This window comes from Acinetobacter beijerinckii CIP 110307 (assembly GCF_000369005.1).
GTDB classification, from domain to species: Bacteria; Pseudomonadota; Gammaproteobacteria; order Pseudomonadales; family Moraxellaceae; genus Acinetobacter; species Acinetobacter beijerinckii.
The window spans coordinates 1320695-1345370 of the sequence record NZ_KB849765.1 but is presented as its reverse complement, the minus strand read 5'-3'; the positions used below and the strand labels follow the sequence as shown (position 1 = coordinate 1345370).

Annotated in this window: 17 protein-coding genes and 1 tRNA gene; 7 read left to right on the top strand and 11 right to left on the bottom strand. The window is 38.1% G+C overall.

The genetic code is table 11. The features are described 5' to 3' along the window. Positions 1-91: 91 nt before the first annotated feature. From F933_RS11925 to F933_RS11900, 6 genes are all read right to left on the bottom strand, one after another. Complete coding sequence (locus F933_RS11925; RefSeq protein ID WP_005061447.1) at positions 92-1252, bottom strand: nucleotide sugar dehydrogenase; 1161 nt, start codon at positions 1250-1252, stop codon at positions 92-94. 141 nt (positions 1253-1393) lie between these two features. Beyond that, a complete protein-coding gene (locus F933_RS11920) occupies positions 1394-2320 on the bottom strand; it encodes a branched-chain amino acid transaminase (RefSeq protein WP_005061446.1) in 927 nt (308 codons plus the stop codon). A gap of 29 nt (positions 2321-2349) precedes the next feature. Then, entirely contained in the window at positions 2350-5097 is a 2748-nt protein-coding gene (gene glnE, locus F933_RS11915; protein ID WP_005061445.1) for a bifunctional [glutamate--ammonia ligase]-adenylyl-L-tyrosine phosphorylase/[glutamate--ammonia-ligase] adenylyltransferase, read from the bottom strand. A gap of 72 nt (positions 5098-5169) precedes the next feature. After that, positions 5170-6441, bottom strand: a complete 1272-nt coding sequence (locus tag F933_RS11910) for a sensor histidine kinase (RefSeq protein ID WP_005061444.1) — start codon at positions 6439-6441, stop codon at positions 5170-5172. Between the two features lie 178 nt (positions 6442-6619). Then, a complete protein-coding gene (locus tag F933_RS11905) occupies positions 6620-7246 on the bottom strand; it encodes a hypothetical protein (protein ID WP_005061443.1) in 627 nt (208 codons plus the stop codon). Positions 7247-7357: 111 nt separating this feature from the next. Further along, positions 7358-7444: transfer RNA gene (locus tag F933_RS11900), tRNA-Leu, on the bottom strand. Between the two features lie 181 nt (positions 7445-7625). On the opposite strand from F933_RS11900, the gene queA reads away from it, so the two are divergent. From queA to secF, 7 genes are all read left to right on the top strand, one after another. Continuing rightward, on the top strand, positions 7626-8663 hold the full coding sequence (gene queA, locus F933_RS11895) for a tRNA preQ1(34) S-adenosylmethionine ribosyltransferase-isomerase QueA (RefSeq protein WP_005061442.1): 1038 nt from the start codon (positions 7626-7628) through the stop codon (positions 8661-8663). Positions 8664-8839: 176 nt separating this feature from the next. Further along, positions 8840-9868 carry a hypothetical protein gene (locus F933_RS11890; protein ID WP_005061441.1) on the top strand — a complete coding sequence of 343 codons (1029 nt, stop codon included), beginning with the start codon at positions 8840-8842 and terminating at the stop codon, positions 9866-9868. A gap of 63 nt (positions 9869-9931) precedes the next feature. Further along, the gene (locus tag F933_RS11885) at positions 9932-10501 is read left to right on the top strand and encodes a LemA family protein (protein ID WP_005055983.1); all 570 of its coding nucleotides are present in this window, start codon (positions 9932-9934) and stop codon (positions 10499-10501) included. Positions 10502-10933: 432 nt separating this feature from the next. Beyond that, positions 10934-12064: a tRNA guanosine(34) transglycosylase Tgt gene (tgt, locus tag F933_RS11880; protein ID WP_005061440.1), complete on the top strand. Its 1131-nt coding sequence runs from the start codon at positions 10934-10936 to the stop codon at positions 12062-12064. Positions 12065-12175: 111 nt separating this feature from the next. Next, the gene (yajC, locus tag F933_RS11875; protein ID WP_005055987.1) at positions 12176-12505 is read left to right on the top strand and encodes a preprotein translocase subunit YajC; all 330 of its coding nucleotides are present in this window, start codon (positions 12176-12178) and stop codon (positions 12503-12505) included. 51 nt (positions 12506-12556) lie between these two features. After that, positions 12557-14458, top strand: a complete 1902-nt coding sequence (gene secD, locus F933_RS11870) for a protein translocase subunit SecD (protein ID WP_005061439.1) — start codon at positions 12557-12559, stop codon at positions 14456-14458. 10 nt (positions 14459-14468) lie between these two features. Further along, entirely contained in the window at positions 14469-15437 is a 969-nt protein-coding gene (gene secF / locus F933_RS11865; protein WP_005061438.1) for a protein translocase subunit SecF, read from the top strand. A gap of 102 nt (positions 15438-15539) precedes the next feature. Here the strand turns inward: secF and F933_RS11860 are convergent, their stop codons facing one another. The 5 genes from F933_RS11860 to F933_RS11840 all read right to left on the bottom strand — a co-directional run bounded on the left by F933_RS11860 (position 15540) and on the right by F933_RS11840 (position 24647). After that, the gene (locus F933_RS11860; RefSeq protein WP_005061437.1) at positions 15540-20072 is read right to left on the bottom strand and encodes an AAA domain-containing protein; all 4533 of its coding nucleotides are present in this window, start codon (positions 20070-20072) and stop codon (positions 15540-15542) included. Between the two features lie 219 nt (positions 20073-20291). Then, entirely contained in the window at positions 20292-20945 is a 654-nt protein-coding gene (locus tag F933_RS11855) for a 4'-phosphopantetheinyl transferase family protein (RefSeq protein ID WP_005061435.1), read from the bottom strand. A gap of 58 nt (positions 20946-21003) precedes the next feature. Further along, positions 21004-22413: a ribosome biogenesis GTPase Der gene (gene der, locus F933_RS11850; RefSeq protein WP_005055994.1), complete on the bottom strand. Its 1410-nt coding sequence runs from the start codon at positions 22411-22413 to the stop codon at positions 21004-21006. 393 nt (positions 22414-22806) lie between these two features. After that, positions 22807-23949: an outer membrane protein assembly factor BamB gene (gene bamB, locus F933_RS11845; RefSeq protein WP_005061433.1), complete on the bottom strand. Its 1143-nt coding sequence runs from the start codon at positions 23947-23949 to the stop codon at positions 22807-22809. After that, entirely contained in the window at positions 23949-24647 is a 699-nt protein-coding gene (locus F933_RS11840; protein WP_005061432.1) for a YfgM family protein, read from the bottom strand. Before F933_RS11840 ends, bamB begins: the two co-directional genes overlap by 1 nt. Between the last annotated feature and the right edge of the window lie 29 nt (positions 24648-24676).

Below are 24676 nucleotides of genomic sequence, written 5' to 3'. Positions count from 1 at the left end.
TATCGTCATCTTAGCATATAGATCATATTTTTTTTTACTATTAATTGGTCAAACCACTCGCCCTTATTGTTTTTATTCGATGCTAATTAGTTCAATTCACACCAAATAAATCTCGTGTATAAATTTTTTCCATCACATCACTAAACATGGGCACCATTCGATTGACGATAATTAAATCTGATTTAGATTTGAATTTTTGCAAGCTAGACTCAACTGGGTGACCCAAGTACTCTTTTACGTCTAAAGTTGGTTCATAAATAATAATTTGAATACCCTGATCAGCCAGTCCTTGTAAAACATCATGCACGGCGGACTCTCTAAAATTATCAGAATCTGCCTTCATTGTGAGGCGATATACGCCGACCACCGAGACTTTACGACTCATAATATCTTCAATAATGGCATGTTTGCGAGTTTGATTAGAACGTATAATTGCCGATATCAACTCTTGCGGTGTGTCATGATAATTGGCTAATAATTGCTTGGTATCTTTCGGTAAACAATAACCGCCATAACCAAACGAAGGATTATTGTAGTGATCGCCAATACGCTGATCCAAAGCAACGCCTGTAACGATATCCAAAGCACTTAATTTATTTTTAAGACAATAAGTATCTAACTCATTAAAAAAGGCAACACGCATAGCTAAGTAGGTATTTGAAAATAGTTTAATTGCTTCGGCTTCAGTTGAATCGACGCACAGTAACACTGCTTTTTTTCCCACCGTTGCTTTTAAATATAGTTTGGCAATCTTTTCAGCCCGTTTTGACTTTTCACCTACGATAATTCTAGAAGGATAAAGGTTATCTTGTAAGGCTTGCCCTTCGCGTAAAAACTCAGGTGAAAAAATTAAATTTTTTAGCTTTAAGCGCTTAGAAATTTCCGCTGTATATCCTACTGGAACAGTCGATTTGATAAGCATAAGTGCTTTAGGATTGGTTTTTACAATATCTTCAATAACAGCTTCGATGCTCGATGTATCAAAGTAATTCGTTTCAGGATTATAGTTTGTAGGCGTTGCAATAATAATCAGCTTTGCATGTTGATAAGCAAGTTCTTTATCGCAAGTCGCTTCAATATGAGATTCTGACAAATAGTTTTGGATACAAGTATCACTAATCGGCGATACTTTTTGATTAATGTTTTTTACTCGTGTTTTATCAATATCTAGGACAATAACATCGTGTTGCTTTGAAAATAATAAAGCATTGGATAATCCAACATAACCTGCGCCAACCACAGTAATTTTCATTGTTACTCTATTTTCTAATTGCTCTTAGAAACCACCGTAGTCGAGTTAAATGAAAGATTGATGATGATTTAATTGCAATCTGTTGACAGCAGCGCAATAAAAAAAGCGAAGCATATGCTTCGCTTTTAAGACGATGTGAACTTATTTTACGTAAGTCAACCAATCTGCGTATTTGTCGTTACGGCCTTGCACTGCATCAAAGAAAGTCTTTTGAATCACAGTGGTAATCGGGCCACGTGAACCACAACCGATTTCACGGTCATCATATTCACGAATTGGTGTTACTTCCGCAGCAGTACCGGTAAAGAATGCTTCATCTGCAATGTAGAATTCATCACGGGTGATACGGCGTTCAACCACTTCATAACCCAAGTCTTTAGCAATGGTAATCACTGTTTGACGAGTAATTCCTTCTAATGCGCCACCAGCCAAATCAGGTGTATGCAATACACCATCTTTGATTAGGAATACGTTCTCGCCTGCACCTTGGCAAACAAAGCCTTGTGGATCAAGTAGCATTGCTTCGTCATAACCTGAACGTGCAACTTCTTGATGTGCCAAGATCGACACGGTGTAGTTACCACATGCTTTTGCTTTACACATAGTCACGTTTGGATGGTGATGGGTAAATGAAGAGGTTTTTACACGAATACCACGTGCCATTGCTTCTTCGCCGAGGTACGCACCCCAGCCCCATGCTGCAACTGCGGCATGAATGGTATTGTCTGTTGCTGCAATACCGAGTTTTTCAGAACCAATCCAAATCAATGGACGTAAATAGCAAGACGCTAATTTATTTTCACGAACCACATCGATTTGAGCTTGTTCTAATGTCGCTTGATCAAATGGAACATTCATTTGATAAATTTTTGCTGAATTTAATAAGCGCTTAGTATGATCTTGCAAACGGAAGATTGCTGTACCATTCGGGGTTTCGTAAGCTCTGACGCCTTCAAAGACACCCATGCTGTAGTGTAGTGTGTGAGTTAAGACGTGAATTTTTGCATCACGCCAATCAACTAACTTTCCATCTTGCCAAATAAAACCATCACGATCAGCCAAACTCATCGCATATACTCCATTTTCTTTTTACACATTTATTCACTTTCCAACGCTTGCGCAGTCGGATCAATTAATCTTTGCCATAACTTGCAAACGATCTCGCGGGTATCGTGCCAATCCGCAGCATTAACTTGCATAGATTGATTTGCAAGCGCTAAACGGTGGCTCTCAGCTCGTTCACGGAGATAAGCGTGTATTAATGCTGTGGCATCTTCACTGGATAAGCAGCCTGCTTTAGCAGCATCTTCTAGAATTCTTACATTGTCGGAAAAATGGGCGAGATCTGTATTCGTCCCACTCCATGCAAGCACAGCATACTGTGCCATAAATTCGATATCAACGATACCACCTGAGTCCTGTTTTAAATGAAAAATCCCATGTTTTTTTTGCTCAGAAGATGATCCTAAATGATCTTTCATCTTTTGGCGCATTTTCAGCACCTCTTCGCGTACATGGTTTTCATCTCGGACTTGTGTCAGGATTTGACAACGAATCTGCTCAAACAACTGACATAAATTTTTATCACCCGCAATTGATCGGGCACGGACAAGAGCTTGATGTTCCCATAACCAGGCACTTTTTTGTTGATATTGCTCATAGGCTTTTAAACTGGTGACCAACATCCCTGCTTCACCAGATGGTCGAAGGCGTGTATCAATTTCATAAACACGTCCATCTAAAGTCTGCGTGGTCATCAGCGACATAAACTTCTGCGCGACGCGAATCGCAAACTCTGCCCCACTAATGCCTTTACGTCCATCCGTTTCATTATGTTCTTGAAAAGCGTGAATAAATACCAAATCAAGATCTGAGCCATAACCTAATTCGATTCCACCTAGCTTGCCATAACCGATCACTGCAAAGCCTTTGGCATCCAAACTGCAACGACTTCCATCTATCCCTAACGGATAACCATGCCGTTGCACAACCGCTTCATATGCTAACCCCAAAGTTGCTTGAACACTGACTTCTGCAATATCTGTTAGAGCATCAGAGACTTTCATTAAAGGACTTTCTGCCAATACATCACTGGCTGCAACGGTGAGTACATTGCTCTTTTTAAATAAACGCAACACTCGCATCTGATCTTCAACTTGATCAATCTCAATCCGCAGTAATTGCTGACGCAGAGAATCTTCGAGATCTTTACGTTGTGGTAAACCAAAATCCATCGATAAAAATTCATCTAATAGCACTGGATATTGTGCTAATTCCTCACAAATCCATGGGCTCACAGTCGCCATTTTGACTAACCGCTGTAAAGCACCTCGGCTTTCCATCAGCATCACGAGATACACTGTACGGCGTAGTACCGACTCGATTAATGGCATCAGTCTTAATAGCGCAACCTGTGGTTGATCCGACTGTAAAATAGCTTCAATTAAATGCGGCCAAAATTTCTTTAACCGCTCTAAAGCACTGGCAGGAATTTTACGTAACGCCTGCCCTTGCCAAAAGTTTTGAATCAGGTTCTTGGCGTTATCATCCAGCACTGCATTGAGTTTTTGCTCAAGTAGAACAAAATCATCCACAGGTTCAGAAAACTCTGTTTCCTGAATGAGTTGTTTAAACTGAACTTTGACCTTATCTCGCTTTTGGTTCAACACTTCCAAGAATGCAGGCCAATCCGCAAACCCAAGTGTATCCAACATACGCTGTCTCAGTTCAGACTCAGTTGGTAAGGATTGAGTTTGCTGATCATTCAGTGCTTGAATCGCGTGTTCGACTCGTCTTAAAAATAAATAGGCATCTTCAAGATCAATTACCGCTTGTTGATCTAATAATTCGGCTTCGCCCAAATGATGTAAATTGATTAAACATTGGCGATCTTGCAATTCTCGCTTTGATCCGCCATAAATCAACTGGAATACCTGCACAATGAATTCGATTTCACGAATACCACCCGCACCTAATTTAATATCATCTTCGATATTACGGCGCATGACCTCACGTTCGATCATCGCTTTCATTTCACGCATGGCAGCAAAAGCGGAATAATCTACATATCGGCGGAACACAAACGGACGAGACATGTCGAGCAAGTCTGCACCTGTTTCTCCACCAGTAATCACGCGTGCCTTAATCCATGCATAACGTTCCCATTCACGCCCATGCTGACTTAGATATTTTTCAAGTCCACTATGACTAATCGCCAATGCAGAGCCGTCACCCCACGGACGTAAGCGCATATCGACGCGAAATACAAAACCATCCGCAGTAATATGATCGAGCAGATAAATCAGTTTTTGCCCCCACAGAATACAAAACTGCTGTACATCAATAGATTTACGACCATTGGTTTCGCCCTGTTCATCAAAAGCAAAAATTAAGTCAATATCACTGGAAAGATTCAACTCTTGAGCACCGAGCTTACCCATACCAATCACAATTAAATCTTGAATTTGACCTGAATAACCAATGGGTTCACCATGTTTGGCTAATAAAGGGGGTAATGCAAAGGCTTTAGCCGCACAAATACTGGCATCGGCGAAATCAGATAATTCACGTGTCAGCGTCACTACATTCGTGAGTTGATTGGCGTCTTGCCAAATCCAACGAAACATTAACTGAGCACGTAAGATACGTAAAGCTTTCATCCATGATTGTTCGTCAGTGATATTTTCAACAGCTTGCTGAACCTGTTGATAAATCGCATCAGTTGAGAGTGAGGCAGTAAATTGATCTACAAGATATTGTTGTTCTAATTCAGTTTTGTATAAATTTAAAACTTGTTCAGCATATTGGCTTGCAACTAAGGTTTTTTGTAGCTGTTCCACATTCATATAAAAAGGCTCGACTGATGGTATGTCATCTCAAATAGTTATATCAGTTACAAGCTTATCTTTAAAATCTCTTTAGACTAATTTCGCTATAGTTTTATTCTGTTCGGTACATAAATCGACATGTTCTCGTTCAGCCGGTAACAGCACTTTAAATGTAGTGCCATCTCCTTCTTGGGAACTAACACTGATTTGCCCTTGATTCAAATCAACAAAACGTTTACATAAAGTCAGACCTAAGCCTGCACCTTTTTCTCCAGCAGTACCCTTAAAACTCGCAGTAATCCGAGGTTGGAACAAATTTTGTATCTGCTCTTCAGTCATCCCTAGACCTGAATCTTTAATCGTTATTGCGACAAAGTCGCCCTCACTTTTCGCTCCGATGTAAACCTTTCCAGACCCATCAATATCGGTAAACTTTAAAGCATTAGAAACAAGGTTTTGGATCAAAGAGGTAATCATATGCATATCGGCATAGATCTTTAAATTTTCGTCTACTTCATTAATCAGTTGGATGTTCTTCTTAATCGCCAATGACTTTAAAATATCAGTCACAATATTGGTAATTTGTCTTAATTTAAAATTAATTGGGTGATAAACGAAACGACCACCTTCTGCCATCGCCCAATTCAGTAAGCTCTCTAATAAGTTATAGGTCGACTGTGATGTTTCATAAAGATAATCTGCAATATTTTGAATGCTAGACTCATCTAAAGTGTCACGTTCTTTCGCTAAGATTTCTGAAAAACCTAATAAACCATGGAATGGCGCACGTAAATCATGAGAAATAATCGAAAAAAACTTGGTTTTGCTGAAATTCAGTGCTGCTTCTTGTTCGTATAACTCTTTAAGCTCGTCATGACTAAACTTTAATTCAAGTTGCTGCATAAAACTAATGCAATGATCTTTTAGCAATTGCTTTTGTAATTCACTAAACTCTTGAGCCACTTCATCAAATAAAATGATATAACCCAATGAAGTTTGATCCGGATGTCTAAGATGAAATGCAACTGCGGTTTGAACTTTTCGTTTTAATGGGTTGAGAAAAGCCAATAATGTTTGGTACTGAGTATGTTGGCTATCAATCAAATCATCATTTACAAATAAGGTATTTAAACTTTTAATAATTTTTGAAGAGTCAATCGCTTGAAGCTTTTCAGGGCAACGATGCCAAACATAAGGTTCTTGATGAAAGGCAAGCAATGCCGTACTTGCTTGCATGAGCTTACGGTTAAACTGTAAAAACTGCTCAAGCAAGTTTTGCTCTGCGGTTAGCCCCAAAGAAAGAGAAATTTTACAAGCACTTAGCTTTTCGGCTTGCTGTAATTCTAATAATTGAATAGCCATGCCCGCCTCTCGGATATTATCGTTATATCACTGTGTAGGTTTTATTAAGAAAAAATGTGAAAACCATCACCTACTATTAACAAACTTTAACATAAAAGGCAATTCTAGTTTCTATCAATTCGCAACAAAACGTGAAATTTCATCAAATTTAAACTTGAGTAAAATCGCAATGAATACATTAAGTCCTTGGAACATGCTGAACTCTTAAATCATCATAGATTTCAATTAATGCATCTACACTCACAAATAACAACCCAGAAATAACCGCTACAAATATTCCAATAATAAGTGTAATTACTGTCCCCATTAAAAGAATCCAAGCATCAACCTGAAATGCTTTCAATCCTAATTGATCCATCAAAAAGACTAACAAGTTATTCGACTGAATAATTATCATTGATAAAAAATAACATCCAGCCAATATCCATCTTTTCTTTTTATAACTCTGCTTTGAGGAATTTGCTGTTAAAATTATCTCCCCATTATTAAAAGTTGTGTCTACCATATGACGGGCAGCTATCAATTTATTGGTCATCATAAAAAATCTTTGAGGATACTCTTTAATAACATAATCCACCTCTAGATGGCTCACCTTTTCAGAGCATACTAATGCCTGCGCAGCACAATCTTTTTCTATCTTTTCTTTATCTTGCCCATAATAATGATCGATATACTCAGTTACAGCGATTAATCGCTCTAGATAGAATTTTCTACGATGAGTAAATCTTTTTGCTTTATCCAACCAAACAAACAGCGGCACAACAGCTAAAAATATTGGTAATGCTTTTATTATTAAATCTAACATTTCTCCCCCTTATTAATCGAACTACAAGTTTCATTAAATTTTTTTAATTTATATATGTTTAGATATTAAAAAACCCCAAGCCTTTAATACCAGCTTGGGGTCTTTGAATCTTGGTCCCGAGGGTCGGACTCGAACCGACACGTCATCTCTGACAGCGGATTTTGAGTCCGCCGCGTCTACCAATTTCACCACCTCGGGAAGAGTGCGATGCTTTGTGTTGCGTATCATAACCTGTTTGATTTTATTGTCAAACCCCATCTATCACTTATTGCTCACTTTTAAATCACTCAGATATTTTTCGATCTTATAAACATCTAACTCAGCGAGAAAATGCAAAAAAGATTATACTACGCCCAATTTTTTGCAATGTTTTAGATGTATGCAACTCTCCGACTTTTCATTTGATCTCCCAGATGAACTTATAGCTCGCTATCCTCTAGAAAGCCGCAGTGCATCACGACTACTGCATATAGATGCTCAAGGTCAGTATCACGATCATGCTTTCACCGATATTCTAAATTTACTTGAAGATGGCGACTTGCTTGTTTTAAACGATACCAAGGTCATGAAAGCAAGATTAAAAGGTAAACGGGCTACAGGCGGTGCTATCGAAGTTTTAGTTGAGCGTATGTTGGATAGTCACATTGCACATTGCCACATCAAATCAAGCAACTCACCTAAAGCAGGTGCAGAATTATATGTAGGTGAAGACTCAATCCCCGTAACTGTACAGGGTCGTCATGAAAATTTATTTGTGGTGAAATTTTCGCAACCTATTCTGTCTGTGCTCGATCAATACGGTCAGCTCCCGATTCCACCTTATTTCAATCGAGAAGCTGAAGAAATTGATACAGAACGTTATCAAACGGTTTTCCATGATCCTGAAAAAATTGCCAGTGTCGCTGCGCCAACCGCAAGTCTACATTTCGACCAAGATTTATTAGAAAAACTAGCAGCTAAAGGTGTAAAGAAAACCTTCGTAACATTACATGTGGGTGCAGGCACCTTCATGCCTGTTCGCACCACGGATATTAGTAACCACATTATGCACAGTGAATGGTGTGATGTTCCACAAACAACCATTGACCTAATTTTGGAAACCAAAGCACGTGGTAATAAAGTGATTGCCGTTGGTACAACCGCAACACGTGCTTTAGAAAGTGCAGCTCAAGCTAATCAAGGTGAAACTGCAGCGTGGACAGGTGATACTCAAATTTTCATTTATCCAGGTTATCAATTCTGTATTGTGGATCGTTTGATTACCAACTTCCATTTACCTGAATCGACCTTACTGATGTTGGTTTCAGCGCTATCTAATCGAGACAACATTTTGGCTGCATATACCCATGCAGTAGAACAACGTTATCGTTTCTTTAGTTATGGTGATGCAATGCTTATTGATAAGCTTGAAGCTTAAAGTTGTTCAATAGGCTAAATCACAATTTAGCCTATTCCCACCTATCACAAACCTTTGATAAAAATAATTATTCATAATAAAAAGATAACTAGAATCAGATTATAGACTTCTTCGTTTATTAAATTTAACGCATAATTCAAATAAGACCAACTCATTATAATGAAACGATTATTTCCATGCCAATTGACACTGTACAACAAGTGCTTCATATCAGACGTAAAAAAAATGCACAGGTTTTTCGTAATATTGCTCGGCTGTGGGAAGCAGGACAAAAGTCACATAGTGATCAAGCCTTGCTAGATGCTTTACATCCGTGGCGTGACGATCATAGTCTACAATTTTTTAATGTGCTTCCCTACTTATTAGGAGTTATTAGTGTTGGAACATTGGTATTTGGATATTTTCTGCATCCACATATTCAATATATCTGGAGTTTACTCGGAGGATTTTTAACAGGTTTTTTAGCCTATTTACTTTACGAACCGAAAACCCCTCTAACTCAAGTGATTTCTTTTTTAGAACAGCGAATGACCATATTGCGTTATGGCTTACAGTTTCAACAATTACCTGCATATTTACCCATCCAAGCACAACCACTTTTGGTCATCAGTAAGTTAAAACAACACTTCCCTTTGTTTAATCGTGGAACTGAATCCAACGACATTACTCAATTTGCATCGACCACATGGAATGATGGAACAACTGATCATCAAGTCTTATTATTTCAATATCACTATGTCAGTGAAATGCCGATTATTCAGGATCAGAATAGCGATAAAAAAATCGTCAAAGAAATCCATAAAGATTTATGGGGAGCTTTTATTTTTCAGATGCCCGCATTGGGTATTGCAGTGAGCAACCAACGCTCTCGATTTTTTCAACCTTATAGCAGTTCTTGGCAAAGCAGTGATATCTTAATTAATCAAAAACTAAATATTTTTGGCATCAACCAACACCAACTCGCAAAAGAAGTCGGTCCTAGTATGACCTTAAAATTACATGATTTTTTTGAACATTTTACAGGTGATTTAATTTATCATCATGAAGAGCAAATCTTGTGTTACGTTGGCGAACAAAATCTTTTCCAAACCGCCAGTAAGCGTAGTGAAATTAATGATATTTCTGCATTACGTGGACATTTAAGAACCATGAATATGCCTCAATATCAAAAATTTCAACAACTCATGCTGAATTTAATTCAATAAATTTCTTACCATACTCTTCAATCAAGAGGATGCTGTGGGCGAATAAAAACAAGGGGAGTCAAGATGACAGGCTTAATGATTTTCTTGGGGATTTTTGTTGTAATCATCGTTTGGGGGATTATGACACGTAACAATATTGTCCGTTATTTCAATGCGACTAAACGCGCATGGTCTGATGTAGCTAACTTTGAACGCCAAAAAGTGAAAACACTCGAAGCATTAGAAGCGACATTGGCGCAATATACTCAATTTGAAAAATCAACATTAGAGAAAGTAACTGAACTACGTCAGCAAATTCTTAATCTAAATGTGAATGATGCTGATATTTCTCAGTTACAACACATTGAGAAAATGAGTAAGGAACTGATCCGTAGTTTAAATGTTGTAGTTGAAAATTATCCTGAGCTTAAAGCGGATACGCTATATAGCAAAATGATGGATGATATTCAGGAACAAAACGAAAATGTTGGTGCTGCAATTACCATCTTTAACCGTAATGTGGAATTATTTAATAATCAAATTGAAGTATTTCCAAATAACTTGATCAATACACTGACCTTATCGAAGAAAACCATTCGCCCGTTTAAAGATAATCTCGCCACTGAAAACTTTGACTATAAACCGAATTTTTAGCGCGGTAGTTATACATATTATTATCTTAGCATCTTTCAGTTATCTCACCTATTTCAGCAAAAAAACCTTCGGTTGGAGTTACTTTTGTTTTGGCAAAAGTAACCAAAACCATTTGTTAGACTGACGGTACATCCATGCTACCGCAGTCTAACGCGGCGGCATCCATGCCGCCATCTCGATAGCAAATTTCCTCACAAATTTCGCATTACAAAATGCAAAAACCTTATTAACGTAAATAAGAATTTACTTCTCAATATTCAAACAAATATCATTCAAAATTTATTAAATTAAATCTATTTTATCTATCGCTACATTTAGTAGTAGAACTACAGACCATAATCGGGGAAAATAGCTGCTTTCGATCAGCGAACTGTTTTTTCGCCTCCTTGCGCTGCAATCAAAGTAGCACTTCGATCTTGCTCAGGTTATTACATGAAATTTGAAAAATTAGGCCAGTCGGGGCGCGCCCGTCGTGGTCGACTTACTTTAGAACACGGTGTGGTTGAAACCCCTGTGTTTATGCCAGTGGGTACTTATGGTACGGTTAAAGGCATGCTCCCTCGTGATATTGAAGAAATTCAGGCACAAATTATCTTAGGAAATACTTTCCATCTGTATCTACGTCCAGGCTTGGAAGTGATTAAAGAGCATGGTGGTTTGCATGAGTTTATCCGTTGGGATAAGCCTATTTTAACCGACTCAGGTGGTTTCCAAGTCTTTAGTTTAGGCGCAATGCGTAAAATTAAAGAAGAAGGTGTGACTTTCCGCTCTCCGATTGATGGTTCAAAAGTGTTTTTATCTCCTGAAATTTCAATGGAGATTCAACATGTACTCAATTCAGATATCGTCATGATTTTTGATGAATGTACACCATACCCTGCGACACATGAAGAAGCGCAAAAATCATTGCAACTTTCTTTACGTTGGGCGAAACGTTGTAAAACCCACCACCACGATGGGCTGAAGAATAAGAATGCATTATTTGGCATTATTCAAGGTGGTATGTACGAAGACCTTCGTGATGAGTCACTTACTGGCTTACTCGAAGTAGGTTTTGATGGGTATGCCATTGGTGGTTTATCAGTAGGTGAGCCAAAAGAGGAAATGATCAAGGTGCTTGATTATTTACCTAATAAAATGCCAGCAGATAAACCGCGCTACCTCATGGGCGTAGGTAAACCAGAAGATATCGTGGAAGCGGTTCGTCGTGGTGTTGATATGTTCGACTGCGTGATGCCTACACGTAATGCGCGTAATGGTCATTATTTTGTTACTGATGGTCTAGTCAGAATTCGTAATAGTCGTTATCGCCATGATCAAGGTCCTTTAGACCCGCATTGTGATTGCTACACTTGTAAAAACTTCAGTCGTGCCTATTTATATCATTTAGAGAAGTGTGGTGAGATGTTAGCGTCCATGCTTGGAACAATTCATAACTTACGTTACTACCAACGCCTCACTCAGGGTATGCGTGATGCATTGGATAATGGAACTTTTGATGAATATGTTCAGGACTTTTATGCTCGTCGTGGATTAGAAGTTCCACCCTGCCCTGAAGATTAATTTATAAGTAAATGCATCAAGATTTGCGCCTAAACGCAAGACAAGGTACATTGCAAAACGAATTGGAATTTATTGTTATTTTTTTGGCTTTTTTAACTTTAGGAAATCGAAATGAGCTTTTTAATTTCTACTGCTCACGCAGCTCCAGCAGCTACACAAGGCCCTAGCCTAATGGCTAACTTATTGATGATTGCTGTATTTATTGCAATCTTTTATTTCTTGATCTGGAGACCTCAAGCAAAACGTGCCAAAGAACATCGCTCTTTAATTGAAAGCTTAGGTGTTGGTAGTGAAATCGTATTTGCGGGTGGTTTAATGGGACGAATCATCAAACTTGAGGGTGACTTTGCGGTTGTAGAACTCAGTCGTGGTGTAGAAGTAAAAATCCAACGTGCAAGTGTTATTTCAGTTTTACCTGAAGGCACACTGAATAACCTTTAATCATAAAACAGTCGTGCCTCAGCACGACTTTTTCATTTAAGAAGAAAGCGAATGCGTTACCCTGCATGGAAATATTTACTGATCCTTGTTGTGTTTGTGATCAGTACGTTATATGCACTTCCAAGTCTGTATCCAGATGAGCCTGCTGTCCAAATTTCTGGTGCAAAAGCAGGCACTCAAATTGATCAAACCATAGTGCAAAAAGCTGAGCAGATTTTAAAAGCTGCCAATATTAGCAGTCATGATAATAGTTTCACCAACAATGCGGCTTTATTACGCTTAGACTCATCAGAAGCTCAATTAAAAGCAAAAGAAGTTCTACGCCGTGATTTAGGTGATAATTACGTGGTTGCCCTCAATCTTGCACCAACGACACCTGAATGGCTGCAAAAAATTGGGGCTAAACCGATGAAACTCGGTTTGGACTTACGTGGCGGTGTACATTTCCTGCTTGAAGTCGACATGGATAAAGCAATTAGTCAGCGTATGGAAACATCTGCAACTGACTTGCGTCGTCAATTTCGCGATAACAAAATCAAATTTAATAATCTTGCGCTCAGTAATAATACAATTACGGTTCAATTTGCAGACAACACTGATCGTGATGCTGCAGCTGATTTCTTACGTCGCAATGGCAATGAGTTTACCCAACAATCTATTGCTACCTCTTCAGGTGCAACACTTCGATTGAATTATACCGATGCTCGTCGTCAAGAAATTCAGTCTTATGCTGTCAATCAAAACTTAACTACTTTACGTAATCGTATTAACGAGTTGGGTGTAGCTGAAGCATTAGTACAAACCCAAGGTAGCAATCGTATTGTAGTTGAATTACCTGGTGTCCAAGATACAGCTGAAGCAAAACGTGTATTAGGTCGTACTGCGAACTTAGAGTTCCGTTTAGTTGCTGATAGCAATGATCAATATATTGACCCATATACGGGTAAATATAATGGTCAACCACTTCCGCCTGGTACTGAAGTTTTTGCTTACGAATCTTTGGATAGCGGTCGTCAATTACTCCTCAACCGCAACCGTATTTTAACGGGTGAACGTGTTCAAAATGCAAGCTCAGGTTTCAGCCAAGATTCGGGTGGTGCAGAAGTAAATATTACTTTAGATACCGCTGGTGGCAAGCTGATGGCTGATGCGACGCGTGGTGCTGTAGGCAAGCGTATGGCGGTATTGTTTATTGAAAATAAACAAAAAATCTCTTACGTTGCCGATCCAAATACAGGTGCACAAACTGAGGTTCGTACACCTTATACAGAATCGGTAGTCATCAATGCAGCAACTATTCAGGCTGTACTTGGTTCACAATTCCGTATCACGGGTCTTGACTCACCTCAAGAAGCTGCTGAACTTGCATTAATGCTACGTGCTGGTGCATTGGCTGCGCCAATGTACTTTGTTGAAGAGCGTGTCGTTGGTCCAAGTCTTGGTCAAGAAAATATTGATAAAGGGGTGTTATCTACCCAAATTGGTTTCTTACTCGTTGCTATTTGGATGATCGTATTCTTCCGCTTATTTGGTTTAATCGCCAACTTTGCCTTGGTATTTAACCTTGCGATGATTTTGACAGTGATGTCTTGGTTAGGTGCTTCCCTCACCCTACCTGGTATTGCAGGTATCGTGATCACCATCGGTATGGCAGTCGATGCCAACGTTCTGATCTGTGAGCGAATACGAGAAGAAATGCTCTGGGGTGCCTCGCCGAAACAGGCGATTGTGGCGGGTTATGATCGAGCCTATAACACGATTTTAGACTCAAACTTAACCACATTCCTCGTTGCATTTATTTTATTCGCAATTGGTACAGGCCCGATCAAAGGCTTCGCTGTGACATTGATGATTGGTATTGTTTGTTCGATGTTTACCGCAATCACAGTAACACGTGCAATCGTACAGCTCATTTATGGCAAACGCCGTAATTTGACTAAGTTGAGCATTTAAGGAGATTCACATGACTGATCTGACTCAACAAGACTCAAAGCAATACGGTCGTCCTGATGATCTAAAAATCATCCCATTCATGAAGATTGCAAAACCTGCGGCAATTTTCTCGATTCTGATTACAATTGCGAGTATTTTCTTTATCGTCACTAAAGGTCTAAATCTCGGTTTGGACTTTACAGGCGGTATATCTGCTGAATTGAACTACAAACAAGCAGTTCAACCAGCTCAAGTTGTAAAAGCTTTAGATAGTGCTGGTTTTAAAGATGCTGTGGTACAAACATTAGGAAGTAATACTGACCTGATCGTGCGTATGCCAGTACAAGATGATCTGAATGTTGAAGATCTCAGTGATAGCATAACTAAAGCAGTGCAATTACCAAACAACACAGCTGAAGTCCATAAGGTCGATGCTGTAGGTGGTGCAGTAGGCAATGAGCTCTATGTTCGTTCAGCAGGTGCTGTTGCGCTTGCATTGATTCTTATGTTGATCTACGTCACCATTCGATTTGAATTTAAACTGGCAATTGGTGCTGTTCTGTCATTATTTCATGACATTATCATCATTTTTGGTGTCTTCGCGCTGTTTCAATGGTCGTTCGATTTAACTGTTTTAGCAGCAGTTCTTGCGGTTATTGGTTTCTCGCTCAACGATAATATCGTTGTATCAGATCGTATCCGCGAAAACTTCCGTAAAATTCGCGGCGCAACACCAACAGAAATCGTCGATATTGCACTGACAGAAACTTTACGTCGAACCATTCATACCTCGATGACATTGTTACTCGTAGTCCTTGCCATGATGTTCCTTGGTGGCGATGGTTTACATTGGTTCTCTGTGGCAATGTTTGTCGGTATATTTGTTGGGACTTACTCTTCAATTTATATTGGTACAGCTTATGCATTATGGCGTGGTTTGAATCGTCAAGATTTTATTGTTCAAGTTAAACCTGAATTTGAAGAAGACGAGATTCCTTAATTACACTCGATTCTTCTGATCCAAATTAAAAGCCAGCAAAATGCTGGCTTTTTTATATGGAATGGTTCAATAAAAAATATCTTGCGATAGCTTGAACTACCTTCACATTAATGACAATTGTTGACTAGCATCAATAATAATTTCTGACATATCATTATCTAACCATTCTTTATGTTCAACATCATTAACTAAACTACTCATACCATGTGTAGCTTTAATTCCCATAGAATTTAATTTTGATTGTAATGATTGAATCATGTTAAATCGTTCAATTTCCCAGCTTGATGCAAAGCATCTCCAGAATGTCCATCCTGCACGTTCTAAAGCACGTTGACGAGTCATGTCATCATGCCATTGTTCTGGCCCATGATAGCTATCACCATCACATTCAACAGCTAAACGCTGATCACCATCAGACTCAACGACTAAATCAATTCGATAGCTTCCAACCTTAACTTGTGGAGTAACTGTGTATCCCATTTCATGTAATACCGTGAATACAGATTTTTCAAACTCTGATTCACATAACGCTGATTTTGCTTCAAATGACGCTTTTTGATCTTCTTGCAAATCATAAAAATGATTGAGTAAATTCAGCCTTAGATCTTTTGGAGATATATGATCACGACTCACGGAGTGGACAAGATACATACGTTCACGAGCACGGCTTGCAGCCACGTTAAATCGCTGTTCATGATCGGATCGACTCAAAGCATGACAATTCTCAGGATCTGCTACCATAGATAAGAAAATAATATCTCTTTCTGCACCCTGAAATGCTGAAGCATCGCCACAAGCAAATTGAACCTGAGTAAGAGTCCCTGCACCAAATTCATTCAAAGCTTCTGATTGAATGAACTCAGCCTGTGCTGGACCTAACAAAGAGATCACGCCAATTGATCTATTTGCATATCGTTCATCTTTAAGAAGTAGCTTCATTTCCTCAATAATTGCTTTCGCTTCTATTCGATTAATATGTTTGCTGTTTTTAGATTCCCTATACCCCTGCGGTGTATAAATTGCGACTAAAGCTGGGCTTAACTGCTCAGACTTCTTCGATAGTCGCATTGGCTTAATACGGTTACCATAAAAGTTTTTATTACTATAACTAATGATTGCAGGATGACAGCGGAAATGCTCTAAAAGCATCACGCTTGACTCATAGATAGAAGAAGCCATATCGTATAAAGACATATCTGGTGTTAAATATGCAGCATGTGGCTGACCATGTAGATAACGATTCCTTAATACATCAATTTGAGCGCTTGCTAGGCCGACATTACTTGGTGAAACTTGTTTATTATCCCCAACAACTAATAACTTTTTAGCACGCATTAAAACAGGTAATACGTCAATTGATGATTGTGATGCTTCATCCACAATCACTAAGTCAAAGAGACCTAATTCCGCAGGCATAGATTCAGATACCTGAAGATGTGACATGACCCAGCAAGGAATAGCTGCTGTTGCCTCTTTAAGGGCTACTTGAGCATCTTTTCTATAACGTGGAGCATTCTTACCTGTCCCTTTTCCATAGTGTTGTACAGCAATTTTATAACGCTGTAATGCAACTAAAATTTTATCTGAGGCATTTTCCTTTAATGCCAGCCATGTCTTGTTTGCTGCCAATTGAGCATAATTTTGAGATAGATTCTTCTCGTGAATACGACGGCGCTCATACAAATTTTCAATTTGACTTGTATTACTGATGGCCATTACAAAAATCTCAAGACGTTTCCATTCCCAAGCCTCTAGCAATGTATTACGTAATATAGGATCCTCAATTTCTTCAGCGTACGGAATTTCAAGAATGTCTTTACTAAGAAGCAAAGCATTTGTTTTGCTCAATCTAATACTGGCGGATTTAACCCTTTCAAAATCTTCAGTTAGATCTTTTAAATGTGATAATTTTTTTAATAGATCAGCATACTCTCCAAGTTCACTTTCATGTAATGAATCGGAATCAATCTGAGATACAATTTTTTGTAACTGATTTGATATTTTATTACCAAACTCTGATAAATAAAGGATTTGATCAGCAAGTTGTTGTTGATAGACTTCTAAATTAAATATTTTTAACTTCTGCCCTAACAATTGAATTAAGCCATCAATATTTTTAGGTAATCCGTAGAAATCAAAAGATTTAGCTCTCTTAAAAACTTTTAGATAATTCGCATTAAATAGATCCAAATATTTATTTTTTAAATCTAGGCATTTTTGGGTTCTACTGATGAGCTGCGTAAACTCTTTTAATATTTCATCGATATTACGATTATTTAACTCAATTAAAGGAATGTCTAATTGTGCGGCAATACTATTCCATTTGCTCATAAAGACATTAAGAGTCTGCCTTCTATCAAGATATTCTTTAAGTCTTTTCCATTCATCTGATGTATCAGGATATTTTCCAGAAACTTTAATTGACTTAAATAGGTCTTGTAACTCAGCAGTACCAAAATGATACCAATTAAATGGCTTACCTGTATCAACAGCACGTTGAACAGCTTGATATTCTTTAGAGTTTGGTTGTATCCCAAAATTCAGCTCTATGGGATCAATTAGTAGTGTTTTTCTGTATTCCAATAAAGGTTGAACTTCTTGAATAAGGTTGCTATAGATATCCAGCTCCATAGCCTTATCTTCTGAATTTATCTTTTTGAAATAGCTCAATAACCATGGTTCTGCATGATCAAGAACAAGGTTTAGATCTTCTAGATAAATCTTTAACCAATCTCTTAGCTCATTAATTTCAGATTCAGAAATAGTTTCCTTGAAATTATTTTGGTCATTTTGATTTAAGAATTCCTCAATCTCATCTTTTTCTTTTAAGAACTCACTTAATTTCTTCAGACTGGTCGAATCTAACAGCTTTTCAAGAGCTGGCAAAGGGCCATAATTTATGTATGTTAAATCTGTACCGATTTTCTTTCTTGAGTCTCTCAATTGAATCAACTCGATCTGGGAAAAAGGAAACTGGTCTTTTTCCTCCAAAGTTAATTGGTCGGTAAACCATTCGTAAGATGCCCTACTTTCTAATACCGTTTTCACGATATCCATAGGTAATTTTTTATTACCATCTACCTCAATATTCTGATAATGCTTTTCTGCAAAGTTATATATTTCTCGATCAATCAAAGCCATTTCATGATGGTTATGATCTATTTGTTGTTTTAGAAATTCGATCGTTTTTCGAACTTCTGCAACATTCATCTGGGTAATTTTTTGCACAATCAAATCGATTGAAGATTCAAGCTGATTTTTACTTTCTTTGCTTGAACCAATGCGACTGACTACTAAAGGCTTTAATTCATCAGGAATCTTTTCATGTACTGTTTTAAGGACATGTGACTGCTGTGCAGTTACCAGTACTTTTTTACCATTCGCCAAATAATGACAGATAATATTGGCAATACTATGTGTTTTACCTGTACCTGGTGGACCTTGCACCACTACACCACTGCTGGTTAGCAGATTCTGGACAATAGTAATTTGTTCTTTGTTATAAGGCAGCGGGAAATAAAGCTCTTCAACTTTTGATCCGAATCCTTCAGTACCAGAACGCCCTCTAAAACTATAAGTCTCTTTTTGATTAATATCGCTTTTTAATTCTGTCACTAACGACAAAGGTTGTTCAGGTATAGCCACTGAAGGATCATTAAGTCTAGTTTTCAATAACTCAATGTCATCACTTAAAATAGAATTTCTTTTAGGACGACTAAACAATACTGATGTTAATGTCACCGCTAGATTTTTAGATGGTATAGCCCTATTTTCTGCCTCAACAATTACTCCTCTTGAAAAAATATTCGCAACAAATGCGTCAACTAGATCAGAGTAAGTTCCACCTTCAAATAGTTGTAGTGAGCGACCATTATTTAAGTTTTCTTTTAAAGCTAATTTTACTTGTCCTGAAGTAGGCAGATCATCCTCTAATAAGATGGCATCCATTTCTATATTGGCACGTGTATCTTTGGCACCTACACGTATTAATCCATTTTTTTCTATCTCCATTTCTAATGGGATAGTAATGAGAGGATATGAATAAGATTTTTGAGTCGTTGGAAGTACCCAGTCAACTAAACCAAAGCCTGCAACGATCTCATCACCATCACCTGTTCCACCTAAATTAACCGCTGTATTCCATGAGAATAATTTGTCGTAAACAACAATAGATTTTTTAATCTCATCGTTATTTTGTTTCCAATCTTCCCAAATATTTTGATAGCTTTCGAATTCTTTGAACAGCTTCTGAAGTATGGCAATTTTAGTAATCAAATCACATGCCACGCTACTGTAGGGCAAGCGGAATTGATGAACTTTTTTGAAAGATACAATCTTATTTAAACTAGAAAAATGAACACTGGGTTCTTTTTCGGCATCAACATGAATGTAGGAAGAGAGTATTTCAGATGGCTTCGGCATCGATTGAAGCTGTAATCGTTCAATTTGGAACCACCAATCGTCATCATTCAGAATTTTTAAGCCACGAAGTTTTTCTAGATCATGAGAATAAAATCTATTACCACTCATTTCATATTGAATTTTTTGAGTATCCTCAGCTTGATGAGATACATAATCTAATAACTGAATCAGTTGGTTCTTTGCAATGTTGTTTAATTCAAATTCACAATTCATTATGGATCTTTCTAGATTTTATTTAATGGTATTATAAACAAAGAGTATTAATAAAATTTATTTTTGAACATATATTTTGATATAGATTTTAGGCCATTAAAACTCTACATAAAAATATAATTTTAAAAAATGAAAAACATAATTTTTTTCATACATTATCGTATATTTTTAAATCTCCATTTTCAAAGGGAGATCATCATGTTTCAATATCATCTATTTCTAGTACTGAATTAACTGAATCTGAGGAAATTGAAAACCACGACAAGATTGCTCTGCCCGCCATGCTAAAGTCAGGACTATCTTCTGATTTAAAATAAAGTTTTGATAAGCAAAAGTCCCGATCAAAGGATGAGAACACATACCACCATGATTTGAAGAATGAACCTGCGTGTTCAAACTATTCAAGTCCAAACGAATCCCTAAACCTGATGCCTTTAAAACCGCCTCTTTTGTAGTCCAAACGCGAAACCAATATTCAGTGTCTTGATCTTGTTGCATCCACACATCATATTCTTCGGCATGAAATGCATGTTTTGCCAACGCATCAAAGCGTACTTTGCGATCGAGTTCTTCCACATCAATCCCAATATCTTTGACCCGCTCACTCATCGCCAAGGCATAATATTGCTGACTATGAGTATGGTTAAAATGCAATCTATGCGAACTTAAAAAAGGCTTACCATGATCATGTTTTTCAAAAAATAAATCAGCTATCGAACAACCTAGCTCCTTCGCTAGCAGTTGATTGCGATGGTCTTTTATCTGCTGTTTTTTATAATGGTTAAAACTGCGTAAATCAGCAAAATCAGTTTTATGTTTTTCAAGCAGCTGCGTCAATGCCTGAACATGGATCTGAATAATTCGTGCAGCCATCCCTATCATCTCTTATAAAAAAAGCCCAAAACTTTTGGGCTTTTTGCATCAATAAAAATTAACGCTTAAATTTCTTTTCAGCCTTTTTGAACTTTTGAACATAGCGGCGTTTACGTGCAGCTACACGCTCATCCACTTGTGATTTACGCCCCTCGAATGGATTCTCAGATGTTTTAAAATCGACACGAACTGGTGTTCCTTCCAATTTATAAACTTTACGAAAAACATTCTCAAGATAACGGCGATAATCCGCTGGGGTTTTATCCACCTTATTCCCGTGGATAACAATCGTTGGTGGATTTTGTCCACCCATATGTGCATAACGCATTTTGATTCGTTTACCACCAACCATTGGAGGTTGATGTGCTTCAGTTGCATCATTTAAGATCTGGGTCAACTTTGCAGGTGAAACTTTTAAGTGTGAAGAATCATAGGCACGATGAATTGTCGGATACATCTCGCCAACGCCAGTACCATGTAATGCAGAAATTAAATGTACTTTTGCCCAAGGAATAAAGTCAAAACGACGGTCAACATCCAACTTACATTGTTTACGATCATACTCGGTCATGTTGTCCCATTTATTGATCGCAATGACCATGGCACGACCAGCTTCTAATGCATAACCAATTAAATGTAAATCTTGCTCAACCACACCTTCACGAGCATCTAATACAACCACAATAACGTGTGCATCTTTAATCGCTTGTAGTGTTTTTACAATTGAGAACTTCTCAATCATTTCATCTACTTTACCCTTACGACGCACACCCGCAGTATCGATCAAAGTATATTGACGACCATCGCGCTCAAAAGGGATGTAAATCGAATCTCGCGTTGTCCCAGGTTGGTCAAATGCAACAACACGATCTTCACCCAGTAAGCGATTGACTAATGTTGATTTACCCACATTTGGACGACCAATGATCGCTAAACGTAAACCTGTTGCTTTGTCATGTTCGTCTGGATTTTCATCTTCAGGTACATCAACCAATACTTCTTCAAGCATTTGCTGCACACCACGACCATGACTTGCTGCTACTTGGATTGGCTCACCCATACCCAGCTTATAAAACTCAACCAAAGCAGCTTCAGCATGTACGCCATCAACTTTATTAGCTACTAAATAAACTTTTTTACCTAAAGTACGCAGTTCACGCGCAATTTGCTCATCAGATGCTAACAAGCCAGCACGCGCATCAACAACAAATACAATAATATCAGCTTCATGGATTGCAGTTTTAGACTGCTCAGCCATATAAGTATCGATACCACCTTCATTTTCACCAATACCACCAGTATCAACGACAATAAAAGATTTGTTCTGATAAACCGCATCACCGTATTTGCGGTCACGAGTTAAACCAGCGAAGTCAGCAACCAAAGCATCACGACTTTTAGTGATTTGGTTAAATAGCGTTGATTTTCCGACGTTTGGACGACCAATGAGCGCAATAACGGGTTTCATAGATTAACCTTGATATAGAGAATAACCTTGAGGTATGAATGATCATAATGGGATATTGCCGAGTGTTCATCTTATTATCAGATAAACCATCGACTCGACCTGAGAAGCCGTTCAAGCTTCACAAGACTTCGCCAAATTAGGCAAAACCATCGTCGTTCGCAAAACTCGTTCTATAGTGATGAGCCTAACCTGTCACAGAAACTATATCCAATTGATCTAGTCCTATTTCAAACAGATGCGAATGACATTTCCGAATATCATATTTTAATTAAAAATTTGATATCGAACTCAAGTAAATAAAATAAAAATTCGGGGCTTTGATTATCAAACACCCCGATTAATGTCTTGTCTAGCAAATGCTAATCAACTATTTTACCACAAGCTTGGGTAAAATTAACGATTCTGCCAAATGCTTAATGCGCCTTTTCGAGTCGCAACATAAAGTTGATTGTCAATCACGCGTAATGATAGTACTTCACCACTGGTTTTTGCACGCCCAACTAATTTTCCAGTAGCAGGATCAATCAGGTGAATCACACCATCTAAATCACCTACGACTAAATTTTGTCCTAAGATTACTGGGTTACTGAGCTTACGATTCAATAACTCTTCATTTTGCCAAACCAACTCACCCGTCGCTAAATTATAAGCATTCAACTTACCATCAACTGTTGAAACAAATACTTTATCTGCTGCAACTTCTGGACGATTTGTACTACTTGCATCTTCGCTCCACACCACACGTTGTGTCGCTAAATCGGTCACCGTTACTTGCCCTTGGAAACTGGTCGTTACCAAGTATTGTCCTGCAACAACTGGATCACCAACAATATCAACTAAACGCTGAATGTCTGAACGCCCTTCACTGATTGCAACACGACGTTGGAATCGAGGTACACCACTGATAATGTCAATTGCATACACATAGGCATTTGCAGAACCAATCAATACGGTACGATCATCTAAACGCACAGGTGCAGGCTGACCGCGTAAACTAAACTGAACATTTGGAAGTTTATACGCCCAAACTTGTTGACCAGTCGCTGCATCATGCGCAAACACAGTACCATCATTGGCAATGGTAACTACACGTCCAGACTGAACAAGAGATGGTGATAAAATGGCACCAGATAATTTAGCCGTCCACTTTTGTTCACCAGTACTTTGATCCAAAGCAAATAGTTGCCCTTTTCGATTACCGATAACCACAAGTCCTTCAGCAGCTTCTACACCCGCAGTAAGTTCTTGTTTGGTTATCTTGCTTTTCCAAAGACGCTCTTTGCCTTTATAAGCAGAGACTTGACCATCAGGATCAATCGCAAAAATCACACCATTATCTGTATCTAATTGTAAACGTAATGCTTCAGCAGCATTAGTCGACGATACACTTTGTGAAAACACAAGATTAAGATTTTGTTGTTGCGTGATTTTAGGCAAAGGATTTGGTTTTGCCTCTTTTACTTTATTGCTTGAACAACCAACCAATAAAGCTGAAGCAATTGCAATTGCCAAAGGAAGTTTTAGTTTATTCTGCATTAAGACTCATCCACTTTGGTATCTAAGATTGGGCGCTCAAAATCAGGATCATCCACTAAAACGCCAACACTTTCGAGTTTAATTTGTAAAAGCTGACGCTCTTGCTTACGTTCAAGCAAACTATCCCACGCACTTTGATACGCTTTACGAGCAGAAGCATTGTCTTTTTTCGCAACAAAAATATCACCACGCAACTCTTCAACTGAAGCTTTGAATGCAGGCTCAGTCACGTTTGATAAAGTTTTTAACGCCTCATCATATTTCTTCTGCGCCAATTGCGCATCTGCTAAACGAAGTTTAACAATTTGCACCAAACCAGCATCTTTAACCTTAGTATTTTCAACTTTTTTCAATGCTTTTTCGGCAGCAGCATAATCTTGTTTATCATAAGCAAGTTTTGCCAAAATAAACTGAGTTTGAATTGCTTGAACTGAATTTGCATCATCTTTCACAATTTTATCTGCTGCTTCAGAAACCGTTGCAAAAGCATTAGGCTGACCTGATGCAGCTTTCGCTTCATCCATCAACTTTTGTACTTTCGCTGTTTGGTTCTGAGCTTCAGCAAGATTTTTCTTTTGCCAATATTCCCATCCGAAAAAGGCAATCAAAGCAATGAGTATTCCGCTAATAATGGCCGAACCATATTTTTTGCCAAACGACTTTAATTGGTCGAGTTGTTCTTCATCACTTACACTCATGTGATTGTCCTTTTCCTAAATATTGTGCA